This window comes from Cryptosporangium arvum DSM 44712, from assembly GCF_000585375.1.
GTDB classification, from domain to species: domain Bacteria; phylum Actinomycetota; class Actinomycetes; order Mycobacteriales; family Cryptosporangiaceae; genus Cryptosporangium; species Cryptosporangium arvum.
Genome location: NZ_KK073874.1, coordinates 7,646,807 through 7,671,299 on the forward strand (window position 1 = coordinate 7,646,807; position 24,493 = coordinate 7,671,299).

Consider the following 24,493-nt stretch of genomic DNA (forward strand, 5'->3'; position numbering starts at 1 on the left):
GAGCCATGACCTCACCACGAACCCTCGGCCGCTCCGGCATCGACGTCTCCGCCCTCGGTCTGGGCTGCTGGGCCATCGGCGGTCCCTGGACGTTCCTCGGCACTCCCGGCGGCTGGAGCGCGGTCGACGACGACGAGTCGGTCCGGGCGCTGCGCCGCGCGCACGAACTCGGCGTCACGTTCTACGACACCGCGGCGAACTACGGCGCCGGGCACAGCGAGCGGATCCTGGGCCGGGCGTTCGCCGGGCACCGCGACGAGGTCGTGCTCGCCACCAAGTTCGGCTACCGCGTCGAGGAGGCCCAGCGCGCGGTGTTCGTCTACGACTCGGTGTCCCCGGCCCGGGTCCGGGACGAGCTCACCGCGAGCCTGCGCCGACTGGGCACCGACTACGTCGACCTGTACCAGCTGCACGTGGGCGACCTCGCTCCCGACGAGGCCCTCGGCCTGGCCGACGTCCTGGCCGACCTCGTCCGCGAGGGGAAGATCCGCACCTGGGGCTGGAGCACCGACAACACCGACGGTGTCCGTGCGCTGGCCGGCTCACCCGGCTTCTCGGTCGTGCAGCACGGCCTGAGCGTCCTCGGTTACGAGGACCCGGCGATGCTCGCGCTGCTGGACGAGTTCGACCTGGCCGGCGTGAACCGCAGCCCGCTCGCGATGGGGGCACTGACCGGCAAGTTCACGCACGCGACGACGTTCGCCGACGACGACCAGCGCCGCCGCGCGTCCTGGCACCCGGCGTTCGCATCGGGCCGGCCGAACGCGGAGTGGCTGGCGGCGCTCGACGCGGTCCGCGACGTGCTCACCAGCGACGGCCGCACGCTCGCGCAGGGCGCGCTGGCCTGGATCTGGGGCCGCAGCCTGCGTACCGTGCCGATCCCCGGCTTCAAGACCGTCGCGCAGGTCGAGGAGAACTGCGGCGCGCTGGCCACGGGTCCGCTCGCCCCCCACCAGATGGACGAGATCGCGAAGATCCTCAGCTGACCAGCCGCCCCAGCACGGCGTCGTCGCCGCGGAACGTGACGAGCTTCTGCTCGGGTGCGTCGGCGGGCTGCGGCACCAGGTGCTCCAGCCTGACCTCGCCGATCACCTCGTTGCGCAGGAGCACCGGACGCGGACGTTGGTGCTCGTCGGCGCCGACGACCGGCTCGTGGACGCCGGGCTGATCGAGAAGCGGTTCGCCGAGGCCGCGTCGACCACGAGGTCGTCGTCCACCCGGACACACCGCACGGCTACTTCTGCGACGAGCGGGACACCTGGCGCCCCGGACCGGCCGCCGACACCTGGACGCGGCTGGAGGGACTGCTGGCACGGAACGTGCGGCGGTAGGTGTCGGGCGGCACCCCGACCGTGCGGTTGAAGTGCCGGCGCAGCGTCGTCGCGGTGCCCATGCCGGTGGCCGCCGCGATCGCGTCGACGCTGTCGTCGGTCTTCTCCAGCAGTTCCTGGGCCCGGCGGATGCGCTGGGTCAGCAACCACTGCAGCGGGGTGGTGCCGGTGGCGGCGTGGAAGTGGCGCCCCAGGTTCCGCGAGCTCATCCGCGCGCGCCGAGCCAGGCTCTCCACGGTCAGCGGCTGGTCGAGCCGTTCGAGCACCCAGGGGAACAGCGCGACGAGCGGATGGTCGTCCTGGGCCGGCACCGGCGCGGTGACGAACTGCGACTGGCCGCCGGCCCGGTGCGGCGGCACGACCAGGCGGCGGGCGACGACGTTCGCGATCGCCGACCCGTAGTCCAGCCGGACCAGGTGCAGGCAGAGATCCAGCGCCGCGGCCTTGCCCGCCGAGGTGAGCACGCTCCCGTTGTCCACGTAGAGCACGTCCGCGTCGACCTCCACCCGCGGATGGCGCCGGGCCAGCTCCGCGGTGTGGGCCCAGTGCGTGGTCGCCCGCCGGCCGTCCAGCAGTCCGGCGGCGGCGAGCACGAATACGCCCGTGCAGAGCGACGCCACCCGCGCTCCGGCGTCGTGGGCGGCGCGCACGGCGTCGACGAGGGCCGCCGGTGGGTCCTGATCGACGTCGGCCCACCCGGGGACGATCACCGTGTCGGCGTCGCGGAGCCGGTCGAGGCCGGCGTCGGGCTCGAGCCGGAAGCGCCCGACCCGGACCGCGGCCGGGCCGCAGACCGTGAGGTCGTACCAGGGCACGGTCACCATGTCGGGGGCGGCGGCGAACACCTCGTGGGCCAGTGCGAGCTCGAAGTGGAGCATTCCGTCGGTGGCAGCCAGCGCGACCGATTTCATGTCCGGAAGTGTATGGCGATTGGCGTTCCGGACACTCACCGGACGGGCGCGTGGAGCCCGAGGATCTCGTCATGAGTTCAGTCGTGGTTTTCGGCGCCTACGGGCACACCGGGCAGTTCGTCGTCGCAGAGCTGCAGGGACGCGGGTTCACGCCGGTGGTCTCCGGCCGCGACGAGGGGCGGCTGCGCGCGCTGGGGTTCGACGCCCGGCCCGCGACGGTCGACGATCCGGCCGCGCTCGACCGCGCCCTGGCCGGTGCGGCCGCGGTGATCAATTGCGCGGGGCCGTTCGCGGTCACCGCCCGGCCGGTCGCCGCGGCCGCCGTGCGCGCCGGGATCCCCTACGTCGACGTGGCCGCCGAGATCGAGGCCAACGCCGACACGTTCGCCGCGTTCGACGGCCGTACCGACACGACGATCGTCCCGGCGATGGCGTTCTTCGGCGGCCTCGGCGACCTGCTGGCCACCGCCGCGATGGGCGACTGGACCGCGGCCGACGAGGCGCACGTGGCGTACGGGCTGAGCGGCTGGCACCCGACGAACGGCACCCGCGTGGCCGGCGCGGTCTCCCGCGAGCGGCGCGACGGCCGCCGGGTCCGCTACTCGGGCGGGTGCCTGGAGTACCACGACGACGCCCCGCGGACGCTGACCTGGCCGTTCCCGACGCCGCGTGAGGTCGTCGCCGAGTTCTCGATGGCCGACGTCGTCACGATCCCGAGCCACCTGGCGATCCCCTCGGTGTGCTCGTACCTGACGGTCGACGCGGTCCGGGACCTCGCCGCTCCCGATACCCCGGCGCCGAGCGGGCGGACGGCGCAGACGTTCGTCGTCGACGTCGTCGTCCGCCGCGGCGACGCCGAGCGGCGCGCCACCGCGACCGGCCGGGACATCTACGCGACGAGCGCGCCGCTGGCGGTGGAGGCGGTGGAGCGCATCCTCTCCGGGCGCACCAGGGCGGTCGGCGTCGCGTCGGCCGGAGCGATCTTCGACCCCGTCGATTTCCTCCGGGCTTTGACTGGTGTGACGGTTGAGATCGACGGGTATGACCCCTCCCGTACATACGTGCGAAAGGAGTTAACCCGTGGCTGACACCGATGCCCAGCAGCAACGCAGCTTGGAGAAAGACCCGTCCGACTGGGTGACCGGCGACGAGCCCGCTACCGGGGCGCAGGACTCCTACCTGCACACGCTGGCCCGCCAGGCGGGCGAGGAGGTCCCGGACGACCTCACGAAGGCCGAGGCGTCCGAGAAGATCGACGAGCTCCGGGAGGAGCTCGGCAAGTAGGTGCGGTTATCCGCACCTGCGCCGACCGGCTCACCCGGCTGTGCTCCGGCGTCGCGCTCGCGACGCTGGAGCACATGAACACAGTCGAACTCGAGCACGTCACCCGGCGGTACGGGGACGTCACCGCGCTCGCCGACGTCTCCCTGGGCATTCCGGCCGGCTCGTTCGTGGCCGTCATGGGGGCCACCGGTTCGGGGAAGAGCACGCTGCTGCAGTGCGCCGCCGGGCTCGACCGGCCCACGTCCGGCCGGGTCCGGCTGGCCGAGCGTGACGTGACGCGGATGAGCGAGCGACGGCTGACCCGGCTGCGCCGGGACCGGGTCGGCTTCGTCTTCCAGTCCTACAACCTGCTCAGTGAGCTCACCGTCCGCCAGAACGTCCTGCTGCCGGTGCGGCTCGGAGCCTCCGCCGGTCGGTCGGCCGACGACGCCCTGCGCGCGGTCGGGCTCGACGGGCTGGGTGCGCGGAAGGTCGGCGCGCTCTCCGGCGGGCAGCGGCAGCGGGTCGCGCTGGCGCGGGCGTTGATCACGGCACCGGCGGTGATCTTCGCCGACGAGCCCACCGGGGCGCTGGACCCGACGACCGGCGGGCAGGTGCTCCGGCTGCTGCGCGAGGCGTGCGACCAGGACGGCGTCACGGTCGTGACGGTGACGCACGACCCGGTGGCGGCCGCGTGGAGCGACCGGCTGGTCCTGCTCCGCGCGGGATCGGTGGTCTCCGACTCCGCCACCCCCGACGCGGCCTCGATCGCCTCCCGCCTGGCCGCGGTCTCCACCGCGGTGGCCTCGGTCGGTGCGGCGTGAGGGCCGGGTTGGTACGGCAGGCGTTGCGGGCGCACCCGTGGTCGTTCGCGGGGCCGGCGATCACCCAGTGCCTGGCCGCCGCACTGGTGACCGGCGCGCTCGGAGCCGCCACCTCGCTGCCGTCCGGGAGCGACCTCGCCGAGTTCGCCGGGATCCTGGTCGGGATCGCGGTCTACCTCTCCGCGATCCTCGTCGGCACCACGATGAGCTCGACGATCGCCCGGCAGGCGCGCGACATCGCCCTGGTCCGGGCGGTGGGCGCGGCACCGGGGACGGTCCGGCGCTCCGTCGCCGGCCAAGCCGCGGTCGTCGCGGTACCGGCGACGCTCGTCGGCGTCCCCGTCGGCCTGCTCGGCGGCCACGCCTGGGTGGACAGCCTGGTCACGCACGGCGCCGCCCCCGCCGGCACCGCCTTCGAACCCTACGGCGCCGCACCCGGGATCGCGCTGGGGATCGTGCTCACGACCTCGGTGCTCGGCGCGCTGATCGCCGCGATCCGCCCGTCCCGGGTGCGCCCCGCGGTCGCGCTCGTCGACGCCGCGACGGCCCGCCGCCAGTTCGGCCCGGTCCGCGCCGCGCTGGGGGTCCTGTTCGCCGCCGGTGGCGTCGCCGGGTCCGTGCTGGTCGCGGCGGGCGCTTCGGACGACGCCGAGGACGCGGTGTTCTTCGTCCTGCTGGCGATGTGCGTCGGCGCCGGTCTGCTCGCACCGGCGCTCCTGCGCGTCGCCGCACCGCTGGCCCGGCTGGCCGGGCGCGCCGGCGTCCTCGCCGCCGACAACGTCGCCGCTCGCGCGCGGTCCTACTCGGGCGCGTTCGTGCCGCTCGTGCTGGCCGCGGCCTTCGCGACGATCAAGGTCACCGTTCACACGACCGCCGAGCACGTCACCGGGCGGCCCGAACCCGCCGCCGACCTCTGGCTGGACTACTCCGGTACCGCCGTCTACACCGTGTTCGCCGCCGTCGCGGCCCTCACCACGCTGATCACCGTCGTCCTGGGACGTCGTCGGGAACTCGCGCTGCTGCGCCTGGCCGGCGCCACCCGATCCGGCGCGCTGCGCGTCGTCGTCTGCGAGGCTCTGATCGTGACGGTCACCGGTCTGCTCGTCGCGGCGGGAGCCGCGGCCGCGACGCTGCTGCCGGCGCTCCCGACCCCGCCGTACCTGCCGATCGGTGTCGCGGTGGCCGGTGTCCTCGGGGTCGCCGTGGTGGTGGGGCTCGGGATGGTCGCACCGGCGGTCGGCGTCATGCGCCGCCCGGCGATCGCGTCCCTCGGCGACGGCCCGTGATCCGGGCGGTGGTCCTGGCGGTCCTCCGGGCTCCGGTGGAGGCGAGGACGTGGCGGGACGTCGGCTACGTCCTCGTCGGCCTCGCCTTCGCGCTCCCGGTGTTCCCGATCGCGGTCGCGGGCGCGCTCGGCGTCGTCTACTCCGTCGTCACGGTCGGTCTCCCGGTGCTCGTCACGGCTCTGTGGCTGCTCCGGCGCGCCCCGAACTGGTTCCGGATCCCGGCCCGCCGGTTCTTCTCCGAGGACTGGCCGGACCCACCGGAGAGGCCGCGCCGGCCCGGCCCCGCCGGGTTCGTGCTCGCCACCCTCGGCGACGGCACCGCCTGGCGCGCCCTCGTCTACGGCCTCGCGAAGTTCCCGCTCATGCTGGTCACGACGTACGTCGGCGGGTGCGCGGCGGTGGTCGGCGTCGCCGCGATCACCTTCCCGGCCTGGTGGTTCGCCGTCCCGCTGGACTACTCGTGGCCGACGAGCTGGCTGTTGGCGCTCCAGGGCGCCGGCCTCGCGCTGGTGTTCCCGTGGGTGATCCGGGCCGTGGTGAGCCTCGACCGCCTGTTGATGCGGACGCTGCTGGCCCCCAGCGCCGACCGGGTGCGCATCGCCGAGCTGGAGGCGAGCCAGGCGGCGCTGCGGGCCGACTCGGCCGCGGTGCTGCGCCGGGTCGAACGCAACCTGCACGACGGCACCCAGGCGCGGCTGGTCACGCTCGGCGTCACGCTGTCACGGATCGAGGCCAGAGCCGGCGACGACCTCCGGCCCCTGGTGGACGACGCCCAGCAGGCGGTCGTCGACGCGCTCGCGGAACTGCGTGACATCGTCCGGGGACTGCACCCACCCGCGCTCGACGGCGGCCTGTCGCTGGCGATCGAGACGCTGGCCGGACGGGGCGCGGTGCCCGTCGACGTCCACGTCGACCTGGCCCTGCGACCGCCCGACGTCATCGCGTCCGCGGTCTACTTCACGGTCGGTGAGCTGCTGACGAACGTGTCGCGGCACGCCGGAGCCACCCGCGCACGGGTCGACCTCCGCGCGGTGGACGGCCGGATCCGCCTCGAGGTCACCGACGACGGGCGCGGCGGCGCCCGCCCCGACACCGCGGGCAGCGGCCTGGCCGGCCTCCGCCGACGCGCGCTCGCGCTCGACGGTTCGCTCTCGATCGACAGCCCCGACGGCGGCCCGACCACCGTCACCCTGACGCTCCCCCCGGAGGCGTGAACATGCGCGTGGTCATCGCCGAGGACAACCCTCTGCTCCGCGACGGCATCCGGCTGCTGCTCAGCGACCACGACGTCGCGGTACCGGCCGCGGTCGACAACGCCGACGACCTGCTCGCCACGGTCGCGACCCACCAGCCGGACGCGGCCGTCGTCGACGTCCGGATGCCACCGACGCACACCGACGAGGGCATCCGGGCCGCGCTCGAGATCCGCGCGAGCGGAACGCCGGTGCTGGTGTTCTCCCAGTGGGTCGAGACCGGCTACGCGCGCCAGCTGCTCGCCGACCACCCCTCCGGTGTCGGTTACCTGCTGAAAGATCGGATCGTGCGCACCCGCGACTTCCTCGACGCCCTGCGCAGGGTCACCGAGGGCGGCACCGTGCTCGACCCGGAGGTCGTCCGCCAGCTGATCGCGGTGCGCCCGAAGGACGCCGGCCTCGACCGGCTCTCCGGCCGGGAGGAGGAGATCCTGGGTCTGCTGGCCGAGGGACGCTCGAACGTGGCGATCGCGGATCAACTGCATCTGGCCGCCCGGAGCGTCGAGAAGCACGTGACCGCGATCTTCACCAAGCTCGATCTGCCCCCGGCCCGGACCGACCATCGCCGGGTCCTGGCCGTCCTCCGCTACCTCAACTCCACCCGCGACTGAGCACCGGCTTCCGGCGAGCCGGCCGCAGCGCGGTCAGCCGAAGCGGTCCTGGCCCCGGGTCGTCATCTCCACGCCGGCGGCGAGGAAGTCGAGGATCTGCGCGCTCATGCGTGCGTCCTCCTGGGCGTCGAACTCGACCGCGGCACGTACCCGCGGGTCGACCGGCGAGAGGTGCCGGACCTGGTCCTGCGTGCGCGACGCGAACCCGTACAGCGCCACCAGCCGGTCCGCGGTGAGCTCCCCCGGCGCGAGCACGTGGTAGCGCTCCAACTCGTCCTCGTCGCCCGGAAGCGCCTCACCGCGTGCGCACGAGCTGACCAGGCGGCACTCCCCCTGCGTCGTCACGAACAGACCGGTGGACGACGTCACCCGCTCGCCGTAGGAATCCCCGTCCGGCCGCCCGGCGACGGCCTCGTTGTACCCGCCGGTGCGCAGCTCGTGGGTCTGCGGCTGCGCGGCGAGCACCGACCACCCGCGGAAGATCGGCGCCGGCCACGGCGGCGCCGGTGGCGTCCGCTGGAACAGCCGCCGCCGGGGCCGCTCGGGACGCGGTGGCGGCTCCTCGGCCAGCACACCCTCCGGCGGCAGACCCGCGGCGACGAACCGACGCGCGGCCTCGTGTCCGAACACCACCAGACCCTGTTGGAACGCCGCGTTCCGGCGATCCTCCGCCCAACCCCGCGCGGCGGGGTCGCTGTTGATGCTCACGCTGTCAGGTTTACACGAGCAACCGTACGGACGTATCCGCTGGAGAGCCGGGATGGCCCACCGGTCGGTTGATGCATCAACCGGTCAGCCACGACGGAACCAGCGCAACCAGAGCTCGGCCACGGGCACGCCGAACACGCACCCGAACGCGTCCTTGGACCCGATCGACCCGATCGAGCGCAACGAGCCGATCGAGCCGATCGACGCGATGCTGCCGATCGATCCGATCGACGCGATCGACCCCAGCGAGCCCGCCGACGCGATGCTGCCGGCGGACCCGATGCTCCCGATCGAGCCCGCACTACCGATCGACAGGATGCTGCCGGTCGACCCGATCGACCCGACCGAACCCCCGGACTTGATCGACAGCACCGAACCGTGGGAGTCGGCCGGGCCCTCGGGCTCACCGACCCCGTCGACAACGTGGAATTTGTGTTTTCCGGACACGGTGCTCAGTCTCCCACTCGTTCGGGGGCGTCGGTCGGGAACCGGGCGTCGTCGCGGCGCTCGCGCTCCCAGGCGGTTCGGTACGGACCGTCAACGGCCGACAGGGCATCGTGCGTTCCGCGCTCGACGATCCGGCCGCCGTCCAGCACCAGGATTTCGTCCGCGTGTTCACATCCGGCCAGGCGGTGGGTGATCAGGATCGTGGCCCGGCCCGCGGTCGCGGCCAGCAGATCGAGCGTCAGCGCGTCGGCGGTGGGCGGGTCGAGGTTCGCGGTCGGCTCGTCGAGGACCACGACCGGGAAGCCGGCCAGCACGACCCGGGCCAGCGCGAGGCGCTGCCGCTGGCCTCCGGACACCTGCGTTCCGCGCTCCCCGACCGGGGTGTCGAGGCCCGACGGCAGCGAGCGCACCCAGTCGGCGATCCGGGCGGCGTCCAGCGCCGCGAACAGCTCCGGCTCGGCGGCGTCCGGGCGCGCGACCCGCAGGTTGTCGCGGATCGACGTGTCGAACAGGTGGGCGTCCTGCGCGCACCAGCCGATCAGTTCGCGCACGGCGTCGGGATCGAAGTTCTGCACCGGGCGGCCGGCGAGCGTGAACGTGCCCGCCGACGGGTCGAGGAACCGCACCAGGAGCGCGGCGAGCGTGCTCTTCCCGGCACCGGAGGCGCCGACCACGGCGATCCGGCGACCGGCTTCCAGGCGCAGGTCGACGTCGGTGAGCGCGGCCGTCGACGCACCCGGCCAGCGGGCCCCGACCTCGGAGAGCACCAGCGGGAACACCGCGTCGGGTCGTTCGGTGCCCGCGGCGACCGGAGCCTCGGCGGCGAAGATCTCGGCCAGCCGGGCGTCGGACTCGTGCACCCCGGCCAGCGACCGGGCCGCGACCGGGAGGCCGGTCACCGCTTCGAACGCGGCCAGCGGGAGGAGCACGACGACCGCGAGCAGCACCGGGTCGAGACGGCCGGCCTCGACCGCGGCGGCGCCGGCGGCCAGCGCGGCGAGCACCGCCCCGCCGGTCGCGAGCGCGGTCAGGGCCGCGGCCAGCCCGGTGGCCCAGGCCGACCGGGCGGCCGAGCGCTCCAGCCGGCGGTCGAGTTCGTCGAGCGCGCGGAGGCGGGGCCCGGCCGCACCGTGCGCGATCAGCTCGGGGGCGCCCTGCAGCAGCTCGACGACCGACGTGGTGAGCGCGGCCCGGTCGGCGACCGTTGCGCGCTCGGCGCGCTCGGCGGTGCGCACGGTCAGCACCGGCACGACGACCCCGCCGATCAGCAGCGCGACCGCCAGCGCCGCTCCGGCCACCGGCAGCAGCACGGCCGCGCCGAGCACCGAGAGCACGCCGACGACGACGGCGATCGCGAACGGCAGCCGGACCCGCAGGTAGCGGTCCTGGACCTGATCGACGTCGGCGACGAACCGGGCGAGCAGGTCACCGCGCCGGAACGCGGGCAGTCCGGCGGGGCCGAGCCGTTCGAGCCGGGCGTACACCCGGCCGCGCAGCGCGGCGAGGATGCGGAACGTCGCGTCGTGGCCGACCAGCCGCTCGACGTAACGCAGCAGCCCGCGGCCGATGCCGAAGGCGCGCACCGCGGTCACCGCGACGGCCAGCTCCAGCACCGGCGGCTGCTGCGAGGCCCGGCTGATCAGCCACCCGGACGTCGCCAGCAGCGCCACCGCGCACCCCAGCGCCCCCGCGCCGAACCCGCCGGCCGCGATCAGCCGTCCCCGTGACGTCGGCTCAGCGGGCAACGCGGTCACCTCCCAGCCGCACGACGTGGTCGGCCAGGGCGAGCAGGGCGGGGCGGTGGGCGACGAGCACCGCGGTGCGTCCGGCCACCAGGCGGCGCAGGCCGGTGAGCACCCGTTCCTCGCTGGTCCCGTCGAGGTTCGCGGTGGGTTCGTCGAGCAGGACGATCCGCGGGTCGCGCAGGAACGCGCGGGCCAGCCCGACCCGCTGCCGCTCACCGGCCGACAGCCCCGCACCGTCCTCGCCGAGGACGGTGTCCAACCCGGCCGGGCGGCCCGCGACCACGTCGGCGAGTTCGGCGTCGGCGGCCGCGCGGGCCACCTCGGCGTCGGTCGCGTCCAGGCGCCCGAGCCGGATGTTGTCCGCGATCGTGCCCGCGACGAGCGTCGGGCGCTGCGGCACCCAGGCCAGGTGGCGGCGCCAGGCGTCGGGATCGAGCTCGGCCAGGTCGACGTCGCCGATCCGGACCCGGCCGCTCTCCGGCCGGACGAAGCCCAGCACAACGGCCACCAGCGTCGATTTCCCGGTTCCGCTGGGGCCGGTCAGGGCCGTGACGGTTCCGTCCCGGACGACGAGCGACGCGTCGCGCACCGCGGGCCCGGTCCGCCCCGGGTAGGTGACCGTGACGTTCTCGAACGTGAGCGCACCGGTCGGCACCGTCGTGCGGGTGCCGGCCGGCGGGAGCGGGGTCTCGAGCACCGCGAACACCTTGTTCGCCGCCTCCAGGCCCTCGGTGCTGGCGTGGAACTGCGCCCCGACCAGCCGCAGCGGGAGGTAGACCTCGGGCGCCAGAATCAGCACGAGCAGGCCGGTCTCGAGCGTCAGCTCACCCTCGACCAGCCGTAGCCCGATCGACACCGCCACCAGCGCCACCGAGAGCGTGGCCAGCAGCTCCAGCACCAGCGACGACAGGAACGCCGCCCGGAGCACCCCCATCGTCGTGCGCCGGAACTCGCCGGTGATCCGCCGGACGGTCTCCGCCTGGGCCTTGGCCCGGCCGAACACCATCAGCGTCGGCAGCCCGGCGACGACGTCCAGGAAGTGACCGGACAGCCGCGACAGCGCGTCGTACTGCTGTTTCGTGCGGCCTTCCGTGTACCAGCCGACGAGCGCCATGAAGATCGGGATCAGCGGCACGGTCACCACCAGCACCACCGCGGTGAGCCAGTCGGCGAACAGCAGCCGGGCCCCGATCAGCGCGGGCACGACCGCGGCCAGCACCAGCTGCGGCAGGTAGCGGGCGAAGTAGCCGGTCAGCGCGTCGACGCCGCGGGTGGCGAGGGTGGCCAGCTCACCGGTGGCACCGGGCCCGAGCGCGACCGTGTGGGCGAGCAGCGCCCGGCGCAGCGTCGAGATCACGGTGGCCCCGGTGCGGTGGGCGATCGTGTCCTGCGCCCAGGCGACACCGGCGCGGCCGAGCGTGACCGCCGCGAGCCCGGCGAGCTCGGCGCCGACCTGGAAGTCGCCGTCGGCGACCACCCCGGCGATCGCGCTCGCCAGCAGCGTCGCCTGCGCGATCAGCAGCGCGGCCGACGCCGTGCCGAGCACCACGCTGACGACCAGGAAGACCCGGGTCGCGGTGGCGTAGCGGAGCAGACGGGGGTCGAGCGGCTTCATCGAGCGTGTCGCACCAGCGCGGCCCCGGCCGACGGCGGGAGGTCGCGGACGCCGATGCGCTGCCGGAACACCCAGTAGGTCCAGCCCTGGTACAGCAGCACGAGTGGGGTGAACACCAGGGCCGCCCAGGACATGATCGTCAGCGTATAGGGCGTCGCGGCCGCGTTCGTCGTGGTGAGGTCGTTGGCCGCGGCCAGTCCCGAGGGCGCGACGGCCGGGAAGAGCAGCGTGAACAGCGTCGCGGTGGCGAGCACGATCGCCGCGCCGGTGCCGAGGAACGCCCAGCCTTCGCGGCCACGGGCGTTGGCGGCGGCCGCCCCGAGCAGCGCGGCGAGGGCCAGCGCGCCGGTGGTCCAGGTGACCGGGTCGCCCCGGTCGAGCTGAGCGACGACCAGACCGGCCCCGCTGACCAGGACCGCCCCGAACAGGATCCGGCCGGCCAGCGCCCGGGCCCGGTGCCGGATCTCGCCGTGCGTCTTGAGCGCGACGAACACGGCGCCGTGCAGGACGAACAGCGTCAGCGTCGTGGCGCCGCCGAGGAGGCCGGCGACCGTGAACAGGTCGGTGACGTTCCCGGCGAACTCCTTGTCCGCGTCGATCGGGAGGCCGCCGAGCAGGTTGCCGAACACGAAGCCCCAGGCGAACGCCGGCACGACGGAGCCGAAGACGAGACAGCGGTCCCAGCGCCGCTGCCAGGCCGCCTCGACGCGCTTGCCGCGGTACTCGAACGCGAGGGCGCGCAGGATCAGCGCGACCAGGATCAGCAGCATCGGCAGGTAGAACGCGCTGAGCAGCGTCGCGTACCACTCCGGGAACGCGGCGAACGTGGCCCCGATCGCGGTCACGACCCAGACCTCGTTGCCGTCCCAGACCGGGCCGACGGTGTTGATCAGCACGCGGCGCTCGGTGTCGTCGCGGCCCAGCACCGGCAGCAGCGCGCCGACGCCGAAGTCGAAGCCTTCGAGGAAGAAGTAGCCGGTCCAGAGGAAGGCGAGGACCACGAACCAGACGGTGGTGAGTTCCATGGTTCTTTCCCCTTAGTACGCGAACGCGAGTCGACGTTCTTCTGGCCGGGCCTCTTCGGGTGCCGGCGGCGCCTCGGGGCCGTGCATCGCGTAGGTCCGGATCAGACGGAACTCGATGACGCCGAGGAGCGCGTAGAGGAGCGTGAACACGGTCAGCGAGATCGCGACCGTGCCGGCGGGGACGCTCGGCGAGACGCCGTCGGCGGTGCGGAGCATGCCGTAGACCACCCAGGGCTGGCGGCCCATCTCGGTGAAGATCCACCCGAACGAGTTGGCCAGGATCGGCAGCGGGATCGCCCACACCGCCGCCCGCCACGCCCACCGCGGCACGTGGCTCCCCCAGCCGTCGTCGCCCGCGGCACGGCGGCCCGGAGCACGCCGGCGCAGCGTACGGAGGAGCCAGCGGCCCGGGCGGCCGGTGAGGAAGAGCAGGCCGGCGGCGAGCGCGGCGGCGGCCAGGCCGGTGCCGATCATCAGGCGGAAGGTCCAGTACGTGACCGGGACGACGGGCCGGTAGTCGCCCTCGCCGTAGGTGGCCACCTCGCGGCGCTGGACGTCGTTGATGCCCTCGACCTCGCCGTCCCAGCTCCCCGTGGCCACGAACGACAGCAACCGCGGCACGCGGATGCTGAACACCTCGTCCTTGCCGTCCAGCGAGCCGATCGTGAACACCGAGAACGACGCCGGGGCCACCGTGTCGTACAGCGCCTCGGCCGCGGCCATCTTCATCGGCTGCTGCTCGGTCATGATCTTGGCCTGCATGTCACCGCTGATCACCACGCCGACCGCGGCGGCCACCATCGTCCAGGCCGCGAGTTTCAACGACGGACGCATGACGTCGACGTGCTGTCCGCGCGCCAGGTGCCACGCCGCGATTCCGATCATCAGCGCGGCCGCGGTCATGAAGCACGCGAAGATCACGTGCGGGAACGCGGAGAGCAGCGTGGAGTTCGTGATCACCGCGAGGAAGTCGGTGAGCTCGGCGCGCCCGGTCTCCGTGTTGATCCGGTACCCCACCGGGTGCTGCATCCAGGAGTTCGCGGCCAGGATGAAGTACGCCGAGAGCATCGTCCCGACCGCGACCACCCACATGCACGCGGCGTGTGCCCACCTCGGCAGCTTGTCCCAGCCGAAGATCCACAGACCCAGGAACGTCGACTCGAGGAAGAACGCGAGCAGCGCCTCGATGGCCAGCGGCGCGCCGAAGATGTCACCGACGTAGCGGGAGTAGTCGCTCCAGGCCATCCCGAACTGGAACTCCTGCACCAGCCCGGTGGCGATCCCGATCGCGAAGTTGATCAGCAGGAGCTTGCCCCAGAACTTCGCCGCCCGCTTGTAGTGCTCCTTGCCGGTGCGGACGTACGCGGTCTCGAGGACCGCCACCAGGAACGACAAGCCGATCGAGAGCGGCACGAAGATGTAGTGGTAGACGGTCGTGATGCCGAATTGCCACCGGGCGAGGTCGAGCTGGTCCATGGCGGTCCCCGATCCGCAACCGTCTACGCCACGTAGACGTCCTACAAATGACTACATCACGTAGACGGTTGACCATCAACCTCGGGGTCAGGTGGTGTTGGGCACACGAAGAGGAGCCCCGCCGGCGGCGGGGCTCCTCGGGGCTCGCGGTCAGCCGGCGAGGCGGGTGGCGAGAGCCTCGAGCACGGGCAGCGCCGCCTCGATCGCCGCCCGGTCCCCGGGTGAGAGCTGGTCGAGTTCGGACTGGAGCGCCTTCGAGCGGACACCGGCCAGCCGGGTCAGGAACGCCTCGCCGGCATCGGTGATCCGCACCAGGTACGCCCGCCGGTCGGCCGGGTCGTTCTCCCGCTCGAGGAACTGGTTGCTCTCCAGCAGCGCCACGATCCGGGTCATCGTCGAGGGCGTGACGCCCTCCCGCAGGGCCAGGTCGCCGGGGCGGATCGGCCCCTCGCGCCGGACCGTGCTCAGCGCCGCGATCGAGCCGGGCCCCAGTTCGCTCGGCTCCGTGCGCCGCAGCGCCCGCTGCAGCCGCGCCAGCGCGACCGGAAGCCGCGTGGTCACGCTCTCCTGCGCCGGCGCTGTCACGACGTCACCTGTGCTGGCACTGCGCCCTCCGGGGTGCTCTCGGCCGGCGCCGTGGCGGCGCGGCGGCGGGTGCCGCCGATCAGGGAGGCCACCGCGGCGATCACCATCATGACGGCCGCGGTCACGAAGACCACGACCAGCCCGTTGTGGAAGGGCTCGGAGATCAGCGCCGGGAAGAACTCCTTGCCGGTGAGCGTGGCGGCCTGGGCCGGGGTCACCTGGTCCAGCGCGCCGGTGGGCCCGAGCAGTTCGGCGAGCGGGTTGTAGCCGAGGAACGCCGCGAACAACGTCCCGACCGGCGGAAGCTGCGCGACCTGCTCCGCGACTCCCGACGACACGCCCTGTTCCCGCAGTCCGCCGGAGAGCGTCTGCGGCAGGTGCGCCGAGAGCCCGGCGATCATCAGCGAGAAGAACACGCCGATCGAGAGCGCGGATCCGGCGTTGATGAACATGCCACGCATCCCCGACGCGACGCCCCGCTGGTCGGCCGGGACGGACCCCATAACCGCCGCGGTGTTCGGCGAGCTGAACAGCCCGGAGCCGATGCCGTTGAGCAGCGTCAGCGACGCGAACACCCAGTACGGGAAGTTCACCGGGATGAGCAGCAGCCCGACGAACGAGGCCGCGACGAGCAGCAGCCCGCCCACCGCGAACCGCCTCGTGCCGTACCGGTCGGACAGCCACCCGGACACCGGCCCCGCCACCAGGAAGCCGATCGTCACCGGCAGCAGGTAGATCCCGGCCCAGAGCGGCGTCGACTCGTAGTCGTAGCCGTGCCGCGGCAGCCAGATGCCCTGCAGCCAGATGATCAGCATGAACTGCATGCCGCCGCGGCCGATCGCGGCCAGCAGCCCGGCGAAGTTCCCGGCCGCGAACACCCGGTTGCGGAACAGCCCGACGCGGAACATCGGGAACCTCACCCGGCTCTCGACGACGACGAACGCGACGAGCAGCGCGACACCCCCGGCCAGGCCGCCGACCACCCACGGGTTCGTCCAGCCGGTGGCGTGGTCGCCGTAGGGCTGGATGCCGTACGTGATCGCGGCCAGCAGAACGCCGAGCCCGACGCCGAACGTGATGTTGCCCAGCCAGTCCACCGGGTCGGTCTCGCGCGTGGAGAGCTCACGCAGCGACCGGTACGACCAGATCGTGCCGAGGACGCCCAGCGGGACGCTCACCCAGAAGACCGCCCGCCAGTGCCACTCGGAGAGCAGGCCGCCGAGCACCAGCCCGATGAACGACCCGGCGATCGCCGCGACCTGGTTGATGCCCAGCGCCATCCCCCGCTGATGGCCGGGGAACGCGTCGGTGAGGATCGCGGTCGAGTTCGCCATGATCATCGCGCCACCGACGCCCTGCACCACGCGCCAGCCGATCAGCCAGAGCGCACCGGCGTCGCCCACCGCCGGATCCAGCGAGAGCGCGATCGACGAGACCGTGAAGACGACGAAGCCGAGGTTGTAGAGGCGCACCCGGCCGTACATGTCGCCGAGCCGGCCGAACGTCACGACCAGCACCGCGGACACGAGCAGGAAGCCCATGATCATCCACAGCAGGTAGCTGACGTTGTGCTCGTCCAGCGGGTTGAGGTGGATGCCGCGGAAGATCGCGGGCAGCGAGATCAGCACGATCGACGAGTTAACCGTCGCCAGCAGCATGCCGACCGTGGTGTTCGAGAGCGCGACCCACTTGTAGCCAGGCTGAGCCATGAGCCCCAGATTAGTTGGTTGACGCTAACTAATCATTTCCCGTGACGCAGTTCACCCGGCCAGCACGCCACCGCTCGCTCCGGCCCCGGTGACCACCGAGACCAGCGCTCCCAGCGCCGCCCGCCCGTCCACCGTCAGCAGCTGTCCGCCCGGCCGGCGCACCGCCCGCACCGGCACCCGGAGCAGGTCGGCCGCGCGCATCAACGTGCTCGCCGACCACGGGTCACCGACGCGCACCGCGAGTCCGTCCGGGCCCCCGCGGCCCGGACCGACTGCGAGCAGCGCACCGCGCCACGCCGCCGCCGCGACCACCAGGTCCCGGCGGCGTCGCCCGGGCGCGGTCGGCGCCGCGCCTCCGGTCCGCAGCGCGGCTGCGCCGGCCGACGCGGACCGGGCGAGCATCTCGTGCACCTGCGGACCGAACTCGCGGGGCACGCTCACCCGGTGGATCTCGTAGCGGTGGCGCCCACCCTGGTAGCCGGACTCGACGAGCGCGGACGGCGCCACCCCGGCCAGCGTCGACACCAGCCGGCTCGCGGCCGCGTCGGTGTCGAACTCGGCGAGCAGACCCGGCTCGTCGGCCCAGCGCTCCGAGCGGGGGTGATGCACGGTCGGACGCGTTCCCGGCGATCGGCAGATCCCCGGCCGGGCCGCCGCCCGGACCAGCATCGCGGCTTCGAACGGCGCCCAGGCCGGGTCGAGCGGTGCCCGAACCATGGCCGAGCGAAGCGCCTCGACTTCCGAGCGGATCATGGAGACCTCCCAAAACAGTCGCCAGCCGTTCATCTCGTTGCCGCAGAGCATCCGCGCGCATCGCCCCGGAGGCCGCATATCTGAGCTAGTTCTGAGGAGTCCGCTTCTCAACGCCTATACGAGGAAATCCGCTGGAAACACCAATCACTTCCGTCCCGGCCCAGGCGGCACTACTTTGACCGCCGTGCAACCCACCCCGCATCCAGGACGGATCGTCGTCGACCGCCTCTCGAAGCAGTTCGGCTCGATCCGTGCGGTGGACGACCTGTCGTTCACCGTCGAGCCCGGAACCGTCACCGGATTCCTGGGCCCGAACGGCGCCGGCAAGACGACGACGCTGCGGATGCTGCTCGGCCTGGTCGCGCCGACGTCGGGCGCCGCCACGATCGGCGGCTACCGCTACGCCGAGCTGCCCCGGCCACTGGCGGCGGTCGGGGCCGCGCTGGAGGCGTCCGGCTTCCACAAGCGCCGCACCGGCCGCGCCCACCTGCGCGTGCTCTGCGCCGCGGCGGGGCTCCCGGCCCGCCGCGCCGACGAGGTGCTCGAACTCGTCGGGATGACACCGGCCGCCGGGCGGCGGGTCGGCGGCTACTCGCTCGGCATGCGTCAGCGCCTCGGGCTCGGCCAGGCCCTGCTCGGGGACCCCGGGGTGCTGATACTCGACGAACCGGCGAACGGGCTCGACCCGGCCGGGATCAGCTGGCTGCGCGACCTGCTGCGGTCGCTGGCCGCGTCCGGCAAGACCGTGCTCGTCTCCTCCCACCTGCTCAGCGAGGTCGAACAGACGGTGGACGACGTCGTGATCATCGCGGCCGGGCGGAGCGTGCGGCAGGCCCGGGTCGCCGAGCTGAAGGCCGAGGCGCAGTCCGGGGTACGGGTGCGGACACCGCACCCCGAACGGTTGGCCGAGGCGCTGCGGGGCGCCCCGATCCGCGCCGGCGCCGAGCCCGGCGTCCTGCTGGTGGAGCGGGTACCGGCGGCGGAGATCGGCCGGGTGGCGCTGGCCGCCGGGGTCGAGCTGCACGAGCTGACGCCGCTCCAGTCCGATCTGCAGGAACTGTTCCTCGCGCTCACCGACGGTCAGGCAGGTATCCGGTGAAGGCCTTCCACAGCGAACTGCTGAAGATCCGGTCGCTCGCCGCCGGCTGGTCGACCGCGGTCGGCGTCCTGCTGGTGACGGTCGTCGCGCTGCTGTTCTGGTACCTGGTGCTCCAGTCGCAGATCACGCCCCGGACCGATCTGCGGGAAAGCGCGCCGGACTTCACCGAAACGCTGTTCACGTCCGGCCAGTACTTCGGCCTGCTGCTCACGATGATCTTCGGCGTCACGATCGTCACCAGTGAGTACACCCATCAGACGATCACCGCGACGTTTCTCGCCACACCGAAACGCCGGAGCGTGGTGCTGGCGAAAATCGCCGCCGCGGTTTCCTGCGCGTTCCTGTTCTGGGTGATCAGCACCGTGCTCGCGGTCGGCGGCGGATCCGCGATCCTCGCCGCGCTCGACGTCCCGATCGGCGATGGCCTGTCGACCGGTCTCGGCGCGGTGGCGTTGAACGGGCTGGCGTACCTGGTGTGGGTCGTGTTCGGAGTCGGGCTCGGCACCTTGCTCCGCAACCAGGTGCTCGCCGTCGTCGCCTCGATCCTGCTCTACCTCGGCGAACTCGGCGCGTTCCTGGTGTTCCCGCGCCTGGCGGCGGCCTTCGACCAGAAGTGGATCAGCAGCCTGCAGTACTACCTGCCGGGCGGGGCCTCCCAGGCGATGACGTCGCTGGTGCCCGCGGACGGCGTTCCGACGTGGTGGGTCGCCGCGCTCGTACTGCTCGGTTACGGCGTCCTGACGACCGCGTACGGAACGCTGGTCACGGCCGCGAGAGACGTCAGCTGACGGGCCTCGGCCGCTGAACCGATACGGTTCAGCGATACGCGCGGAAACCGAGTGTCATTTCGCACTCGGCATCCCTTCCGCTCAGCGGGCACGCTCGGCAGGGGCCCGTATGCGGGCGTAGCCTGAACAGTTGCGGCTGCGGGGTTACCGTGCCGTGATGGGGTGCCACGAACTCCATCGAAAAGAACGAACCGTACGCACGAGTAGCTGAGAAGAAGGCGAACACGCGGCCGTGTCGACGCAGAGCAGCACCTCAACGCAGACCGAGGATTCCCTGGCGGCCTTCGGGGCCAACGAATGGGTGGTCGAGGAGATCTACCAGCAGTACCTCTCCGACCCAGCCAGCGTCGATCCGGCCTGGCACGAGTTCTTCGCCGATTACCGGCCCACCGGCGGGGCGAGCGACAACGGTGCCGCGCCCGCCGCCGACCGTGCGGACGGACGAGCCGGCGGCACGACGTCGTCGTCGAACGGCAGCGTGCCGACCCCGGCGACGCTCGCCCAGAAGGTCGGCCCCAAGCCGACGCCCCCCAAGGCGGCCCAGAAGCCCGGCCCGTCGGCGTCCACCGTGACGACCACGGCGTCGAAGCCGGCCGCCCAGGCCGCGCAGGCCGCGAGCACCGCTCCGAAGCCCGCTCCGAAGCCCGCGCCACCGTCCGGCGCGCCGGCGAAGGCAGCCGAACCGGCGAAGGCCGCTCCGGCCAAGCCCGCCGAGGAGAAGGTCGAGCCCTCCACGAAGCCGATCCGCGGTGCCGCGGCGCGGATCGTCCAGAACATGGAGACCTCGCTCGAGGTGCCGACGGCGACGAGCGTGCGCGCCGTCCCGGCCAAGCTGGTCGCCGACAACCGCATCGTCATCAACTCCAACCTGGCCCGCTCGCGGGGCGGGAAGGTCAGCTTCACCCACCTGATCGGGTACGCCCTGATCAAGGCGGTCGCCACCCACCCGGAGATGAACAACTCGTTCACCGAGGTGGACGGCAAGCCCGCGCTGGTCATCCCCGGCCAGGTCAACCTGGGTCTCGCGATCGACCTGCAGCAGAAGGACGGCGGCCGCACGCTCGTCGTGGCCAGCATCAAGGGCTGCGAGTCGATGAACTTCCAGCAGTTCTGGCAGGCCTACGAGGACATCGTCCGCAAGGCCCGGAACGGCAAGCTCACCGCCGACGACTTCTCCGGCACGACGATCAGCCTCACCAACCCCGGTGGCATCGGCACCGTCCACTCGATGCCGCGCCTGACCAAGGGGCAGGGCGCCATCATCGGCGTCGGCGCGATGGAGTACCCGGCCGAGTTCTCCGGCCTGTCCGAGGAGCAGCTGGCCGCGTCCGCGATCAGCAAGGTCATCACGCTGACCAGCACCTACGACCACCGCATCATCCAGGGCGCGCAGTCCGGCGAGTTCCTCAAGCGCATGCACCAGCTGCTGCTCGGCGCCGACGGCTTCTACGACGAGATCTTCGCGTCGCTGCGCATCCCGTACGAGCCGGTCCGCTGGGTCCGCGACGTCACGACCGTGCACGAGGGCGAGATCGACAAGACCTCGCGCATCCTCGAGCTGATCCACTCCTACCGCGTGCGCGGCCACCTGATGGCCGACACCGACCCGCTCGAGTACCGCCAGCGTCGCCACGCCGACCTCGACATCCTCGAGCACGGCCTCACGCTCTGGGACCTCGACCGCCCGTTCCCGGTCGGCGGCTTCTCCGGCCAGAAGACGATGAAGCTGCGCGAGATCCTCGGCGTGCTGCGTGACTCGTACTGCCGGCGGATCGGCGTCGAGTACATGCACATCCAGGACCCCGCCGAGCGGGCCTGGATCGCCAAGCGGGTCGAGGTCAAGCACTCCAAGCCCGACACCGACACGCAGAAGCGCATCCTGTCGAAGCTGAACGAGGCCGAGGCGTTCGAGACGTTCCTGCAGACGAAGTTCGTCGGGCAGAAGCGCTTCTCGCTCGAGGGCGCCGAGGCCGTCATCCCGCTGCTCGACGAGGTGCTCCAGGCCGCCGCCGAGGAGGACCTGGACGAGCTCGTCATCGGCATGGCGCACCGCGGCCGGCTGAACGTGCTGACGAACATCGTCGGCAAGCCGTACGAGAAGGTGTTCAACGAGTTCGAGGGCAACATGGACCCGGAGAGCACCCAGGGCTCCGGTGACGTGAAGTACCACCTCGGCGCGGAGTCGAAGTACACGACGCCCGACGGGCAGCACACGATCAAGGTGTCGCTGACCAGCAACCCCTCGCACCTGGAGGCGGTGAACCCCGTTCTCGAGGGCATCGTGCGGGCCAAGCAGGACGTGCTCGACAAGGGCCTCGAGGGCTACACGGTGCTGCCCGTGCTGCTGCACGGCGACGCCGCGTTCGCCGGCCAGGGTGTGGTCGCCGAGACGCTGAACCTGTCCCAGCTGCGCGGGTACCGCACCGGCGGCACCGTGCACGTGGTCGTCAACAACCAGGTCGGCTTCACCACCGCCCCGGCGTACTCGCGGTCGAGCTTCTACTCCACCGACGTCGCGCGGATGATCCAGGCGCCGATCTTCCACGTGAACGGCGACGACCCCGAGGCGTGCGTCCGGGTGGCCCGGCTGGCGTTCGAGTACCGGGAGGCGTTCCACAAGGACGTCGTCATCGACCTGGTCTGCTACCGGCGCCGGGGGCACAACGAGGGCGACGACCCCTCGATGAGCAACCCCGAGATGTACGCGATCATCGACAACAAGCGCAGCGTCCGGAAGCTCTACACCGAGGCGCTGATCGGCCGCGGCGACATCACGGTCGACGAGGCCGAGGAAGCCCTCAAGGACTTCCAGGGCAAGCTCGAGCAGGTCTTCCGCGCCACCAAGGACTCCACCCAGACCTCGCGCCGGGAGCCGACGCTGCAGTCGAACCCGTCGTCGCAGGTGGTCGAGACCGCGGTGCCGCTGGAGCTGATCCACCGGGTCGGCGACGTGCACGTCGAGTACCCCGACGGCTTCCACCCGCACTCGCGGGTCAAGCCGCTGATGGAGAAGCGCCGGAAGATGACCCGCGAGGGCAACATCGACTGGGCGTTCGGCGAGATCCTCGCACTCGGCACGCTCGTCGCGCAGGGCAAGACCGTGCGGCTGGCCGGGCAGGACTCGCGCCGCGGCACGTTCGTGCAGCGCCACTCCGTGCTGATCGACAAGGAGAACGGCTCGGAGTTCACGCCGCTCGACCTGCTCGGCGCGCGGGCGGGCAACGGCGACGGGCGGTTCTTCGTCCACGACTCGCTGCTGAGCGAGTACGCGGCGATGGGCTTCGAGTACGGCTACTCGCTGGCCCAGCCCGACGCGCTGGTGCTGTGGGAGGCCCAGTTCGGCGACTTCGTCAACGGCGCCCAGACCGTCATCGACGAGTTCGTGTCGTCGGGTGAGGCGAAGTGGGGCCAGCGTTCCGGCGTCGGCCTGCTGCTGCCGCACGGCCAGGAGGGCCAGGGCCCCGACCACTCGTCCGGCCGGATCGAGCGCTTCCTGCAGATGTGCGCGGAAGACAACATGACCGTCGTCGACTGCACCACGCCGGCCAACTGGTTCCACCTGCTGCGTCGGCAGGCGCTGTCCGGCATCCACCGCCCGCTCGTCGCGTTCACGCCGAAGTCGCTGCTGCGGCACCGGGCCGCGGTGTCGTCGCTGGAGGAGTTCACCGAGGGCAGCCGGTTCCAGCCGGTGATCGACGACCCGGGCTTCGACGGTGTGAAGCCCGACCCGGCGAAGGTGAAGCGGGTGCTGCTCTGCTCGGGCAAGGTCTACTACGACCTGGCCGCGGCGCGGGCGCAGCGCAAGCTCGACGACGTCGCGATCATCCGGCTCGAGCAGCTCTACCCGCTGCCGGTGGCCGAGGCGCGGGCCACGCTGGACCGCTACCCGAACGCCGAGGACCACGTGTGGGTCCAGGAGGAGGCGGCGAACCAGGGTGCCTGGAGCTTCGTCGCGCTGAACCTGCTGGAGCAGCTCGAGGGCATCCGCCTGCGCCGGGTGTCGCGCAAGGCCGCGGCGTCGCCGGCGGTCGGGTCGGCGAAGGTGCACGAGCAGGAGCAGAAGGCTCTGATCGAGGCCGCGCTGCCGGGTGGCCAGGGCTAGGCGTGTACTTCACCGACAAGGGCATCGAGGAGCTGGCCGAGCGTCGCGGCGAAGAAACCGTGACGCTCGGCTGGCTCGCCGAGCAGCTGCGTGACTTCGTGGACCTCAATCCGGAGTTCGAGATCCCGATCGAACGCTTCGCGACCTACGTGGCCCGCAGCGACGAGGACGAAGACGAGTAACTTGTTGCACGATGCTGTGAAGCAGCTGTGCACGGCGTCCACTATGGTGCCCCAGTGCTTACACGGGGTCCTTTACTTGCAGTAACCGCTCTCCTGGTCGGCGTCGCCCTCTCCGGGTGCTCCTCCGACGAACCTGAACCCGCCGCTGACGTCAAAGCGGTCGAATCCTCGGCGGCGGAAGCGCCTGCTGAGAAGCCGGAAGGCCGCCTCCTCACCGCCGAGCAGGCGAAGGCGGCCCTCCCGGCGATCACGGCCATGCCCGGATCGGGCTGGACGGCGGCGGAGGGCGACGACGGCACCCAGGCCAAGGTGACGCCGGCGTCCTGCGCCCCGCTGATGAACGAGTTCGACTCCGATTTCCCCGGCTACCAGCCGAAGATGGCCACCCGGCAGACCGTCACGTTCTCGAACGAGGCCACCACCACCGACGTGGAATTCCAGGTCGTCTCGTGGAAAGAGGCGGCCGACAGCGGGCTGCCGCTCGCCGCCGGGAAACTCGTCGACAGCTGCAAGAAGTTCACCGCCAGCGACGGTGAGACGGCGCTCGACATGACCGCGGAGCGCACGGATCCGCTGCCCGTCGGCGACGAGCAGATCGGCGTGCACTTCACGGCGAGCTACCAGGGCGCCAGCGTGTACCTGTCGGTGTTCGAGGCCCGGGTCGGTCACAACCTGCTCTCCGTAGCTGTGACCAGCGGCGATGCCGCCGCCAAGACGGCCGACTACAAGCCCGTCCTGGACTCGATGATCAGCGAGCTCAAGGCGGCCTAGGAACGGCGC

The 24,493-nt window shown here is 72.3% G+C and carries 21 protein-coding genes and 1 pseudogene; 12 read left to right on the top strand and 10 right to left on the bottom strand.

The features are described 5' to 3' along the window. Window positions 1-5 precede the first annotated feature (5 nt). Window positions 6-986: an aldo/keto reductase gene (locus tag CRYAR_RS34710; RefSeq protein ID WP_035857422.1), complete on the top strand. Its 981-nt coding sequence runs from the start codon at window positions 6-8 to the stop codon at window positions 984-986. On the opposite strand, the gene CRYAR_RS50430 is transcribed toward CRYAR_RS34710, so the two are convergent. Continuing rightward, complete coding sequence (locus tag CRYAR_RS50430) at window positions 979-1,110, bottom strand: hypothetical protein (RefSeq protein ID WP_281174647.1); 132 nt, start codon at window positions 1,108-1,110, stop codon at window positions 979-981. The two genes, CRYAR_RS34710 and CRYAR_RS50430, sit on opposite strands and share 8 nt — an antisense overlap. A 124-nt stretch (window positions 1,111-1,234) precedes the next feature. Then, entirely contained in the window at window positions 1,235-2,242 is a 1,008-nt protein-coding gene (locus tag CRYAR_RS34715) for a helix-turn-helix domain-containing protein (RefSeq protein WP_035857423.1), read from the bottom strand. Between the two features lie 71 nt (window positions 2,243-2,313). Between CRYAR_RS34715 and CRYAR_RS34720 the strand changes: the two genes are divergently transcribed. The 6 genes from CRYAR_RS34720 to CRYAR_RS34745 all read left to right on the top strand — a co-directional run bounded on the left by CRYAR_RS34720 (window position 2,314) and on the right by CRYAR_RS34745 (window position 7,479). Continuing rightward, the gene (locus CRYAR_RS34720; RefSeq protein WP_051572344.1) at window positions 2,314-3,330 is read left to right on the top strand and encodes a saccharopine dehydrogenase NADP-binding domain-containing protein; all 1,017 of its coding nucleotides are present in this window, start codon (window positions 2,314-2,316) and stop codon (window positions 3,328-3,330) included. Then, window positions 3,323-3,526 carry a DUF3072 domain-containing protein gene (locus tag CRYAR_RS34725; RefSeq protein WP_035857424.1) on the top strand — a complete coding sequence of 68 codons (204 nt, stop codon included), beginning with the start codon at window positions 3,323-3,325 and terminating at the stop codon, window positions 3,524-3,526. Before CRYAR_RS34720 ends, CRYAR_RS34725 begins: the two co-directional genes overlap by 8 nt. A gap of 74 nt (window positions 3,527-3,600) precedes the next feature. Beyond that, entirely contained in the window at window positions 3,601-4,329 is a 729-nt protein-coding gene (locus CRYAR_RS34730) for an ABC transporter ATP-binding protein (protein ID WP_051571336.1), read from the top strand. After that, window positions 4,326-5,615, top strand: coding sequence for an FtsX-like permease family protein (locus CRYAR_RS34735; RefSeq protein WP_169745125.1), 1,290 nt, complete (start codon window positions 4,326-4,328; stop codon window positions 5,613-5,615). Before CRYAR_RS34730 ends, CRYAR_RS34735 begins: the two co-directional genes overlap by 4 nt. Further along, window positions 5,612-6,829: a sensor histidine kinase gene (locus CRYAR_RS34740; RefSeq protein ID WP_051571339.1), complete on the top strand. Its 1,218-nt coding sequence runs from the start codon at window positions 5,612-5,614 to the stop codon at window positions 6,827-6,829. The genes CRYAR_RS34735 and CRYAR_RS34740 overlap by 4 nt, the downstream gene beginning before the upstream one ends. Before the next feature lie 2 nt (window positions 6,830-6,831). Continuing rightward, window positions 6,832-7,479, top strand: coding sequence for a response regulator transcription factor (locus CRYAR_RS34745; RefSeq protein ID WP_035857426.1), 648 nt, complete (start codon window positions 6,832-6,834; stop codon window positions 7,477-7,479). 33 nt (window positions 7,480-7,512) lie between these two features. Here the strand turns inward: CRYAR_RS34745 and CRYAR_RS44040 are convergent, their stop codons facing one another. The 8 genes and pseudogenes from CRYAR_RS44040 to CRYAR_RS44050 all read right to left on the bottom strand — a co-directional run bounded on the left by CRYAR_RS44040 (window position 7,513) and on the right by CRYAR_RS44050 (window position 17,542). Then, entirely contained in the window at window positions 7,513-8,187 is a 675-nt protein-coding gene (locus tag CRYAR_RS44040; protein ID WP_051571340.1) for a hypothetical protein, read from the bottom strand. Window positions 8,188-8,271: 84 nt separating this feature from the next. Then, entirely contained in the window at window positions 8,272-8,634 is a 363-nt protein-coding gene (locus tag CRYAR_RS49235) for a hypothetical protein (protein WP_211247783.1), read from the bottom strand. A gap of 5 nt (window positions 8,635-8,639) precedes the next feature. After that, a pseudogene (gene cydD, locus CRYAR_RS51030) lies at window positions 8,640-11,994 on the bottom strand (thiol reductant ABC exporter subunit CydD). After that, window positions 11,991-13,019: a cytochrome d ubiquinol oxidase subunit II gene (gene cydB / locus CRYAR_RS34775; protein WP_035857430.1), complete on the bottom strand. Its 1,029-nt coding sequence runs from the start codon at window positions 13,017-13,019 to the stop codon at window positions 11,991-11,993. Before cydB ends, cydD begins: the two are co-directional and overlap by 4 nt. 12 nt (window positions 13,020-13,031) lie before the next feature. Continuing rightward, entirely contained in the window at window positions 13,032-14,495 is a 1,464-nt protein-coding gene (locus tag CRYAR_RS34780; RefSeq protein ID WP_035857431.1) for a cytochrome ubiquinol oxidase subunit I, read from the bottom strand. A 150-nt stretch (window positions 14,496-14,645) separates the two neighbouring features. Next, a complete protein-coding gene (locus tag CRYAR_RS34785) occupies window positions 14,646-15,080 on the bottom strand; it encodes a MarR family winged helix-turn-helix transcriptional regulator (RefSeq protein ID WP_035857432.1) in 435 nt (144 codons plus the stop codon). Next, window positions 15,077-16,789, bottom strand: coding sequence for an MFS transporter (locus CRYAR_RS34790; protein ID WP_035857433.1), 1,713 nt, complete (start codon window positions 16,787-16,789; stop codon window positions 15,077-15,079). The genes CRYAR_RS34785 and CRYAR_RS34790 overlap by 4 nt, the downstream gene beginning before the upstream one ends. A 51-nt stretch (window positions 16,790-16,840) precedes the next feature. After that, window positions 16,841-17,542 carry a hypothetical protein gene (locus CRYAR_RS44050; RefSeq protein ID WP_084701360.1) on the bottom strand — a complete coding sequence of 234 codons (702 nt, stop codon included), beginning with the start codon at window positions 17,540-17,542 and terminating at the stop codon, window positions 16,841-16,843. A gap of 175 nt (window positions 17,543-17,717) precedes the next feature. Here CRYAR_RS44050 and CRYAR_RS34800 point away from each other — a divergent pair, with 175 nt between their 5' ends. The 5 genes from CRYAR_RS34800 to CRYAR_RS34820 all read left to right on the top strand — a co-directional run bounded on the left by CRYAR_RS34800 (window position 17,718) and on the right by CRYAR_RS34820 (window position 24,484). Next, complete coding sequence (locus CRYAR_RS34800) at window positions 17,718-18,641, top strand: ABC transporter ATP-binding protein (RefSeq protein ID WP_035857434.1); 924 nt, start codon at window positions 17,718-17,720, stop codon at window positions 18,639-18,641. Beyond that, complete coding sequence (locus CRYAR_RS34805; protein ID WP_035857435.1) at window positions 18,638-19,429, top strand: ABC transporter permease; 792 nt, start codon at window positions 18,638-18,640, stop codon at window positions 19,427-19,429. Before CRYAR_RS34800 ends, CRYAR_RS34805 begins: the two co-directional genes overlap by 4 nt. A gap of 232 nt (window positions 19,430-19,661) precedes the next feature. Continuing rightward, window positions 19,662-23,531, top strand: coding sequence for a multifunctional oxoglutarate decarboxylase/oxoglutarate dehydrogenase thiamine pyrophosphate-binding subunit/dihydrolipoyllysine-residue succinyltransferase subunit (locus tag CRYAR_RS34810; protein WP_035857436.1), 3,870 nt, complete (start codon window positions 19,662-19,664; stop codon window positions 23,529-23,531). Window positions 23,532-23,533: 2 nt separating this feature from the next. Continuing rightward, window positions 23,534-23,713, top strand: a complete 180-nt coding sequence (locus CRYAR_RS34815) for a DUF6104 family protein (protein WP_035857438.1) — start codon at window positions 23,534-23,536, stop codon at window positions 23,711-23,713. 54 nt (window positions 23,714-23,767) lie between these two features. Next, entirely contained in the window at window positions 23,768-24,484 is a 717-nt protein-coding gene (locus tag CRYAR_RS34820) for a hypothetical protein (protein WP_157018290.1), read from the top strand. Window positions 24,485-24,493: the final 9 nt, after the last annotated feature.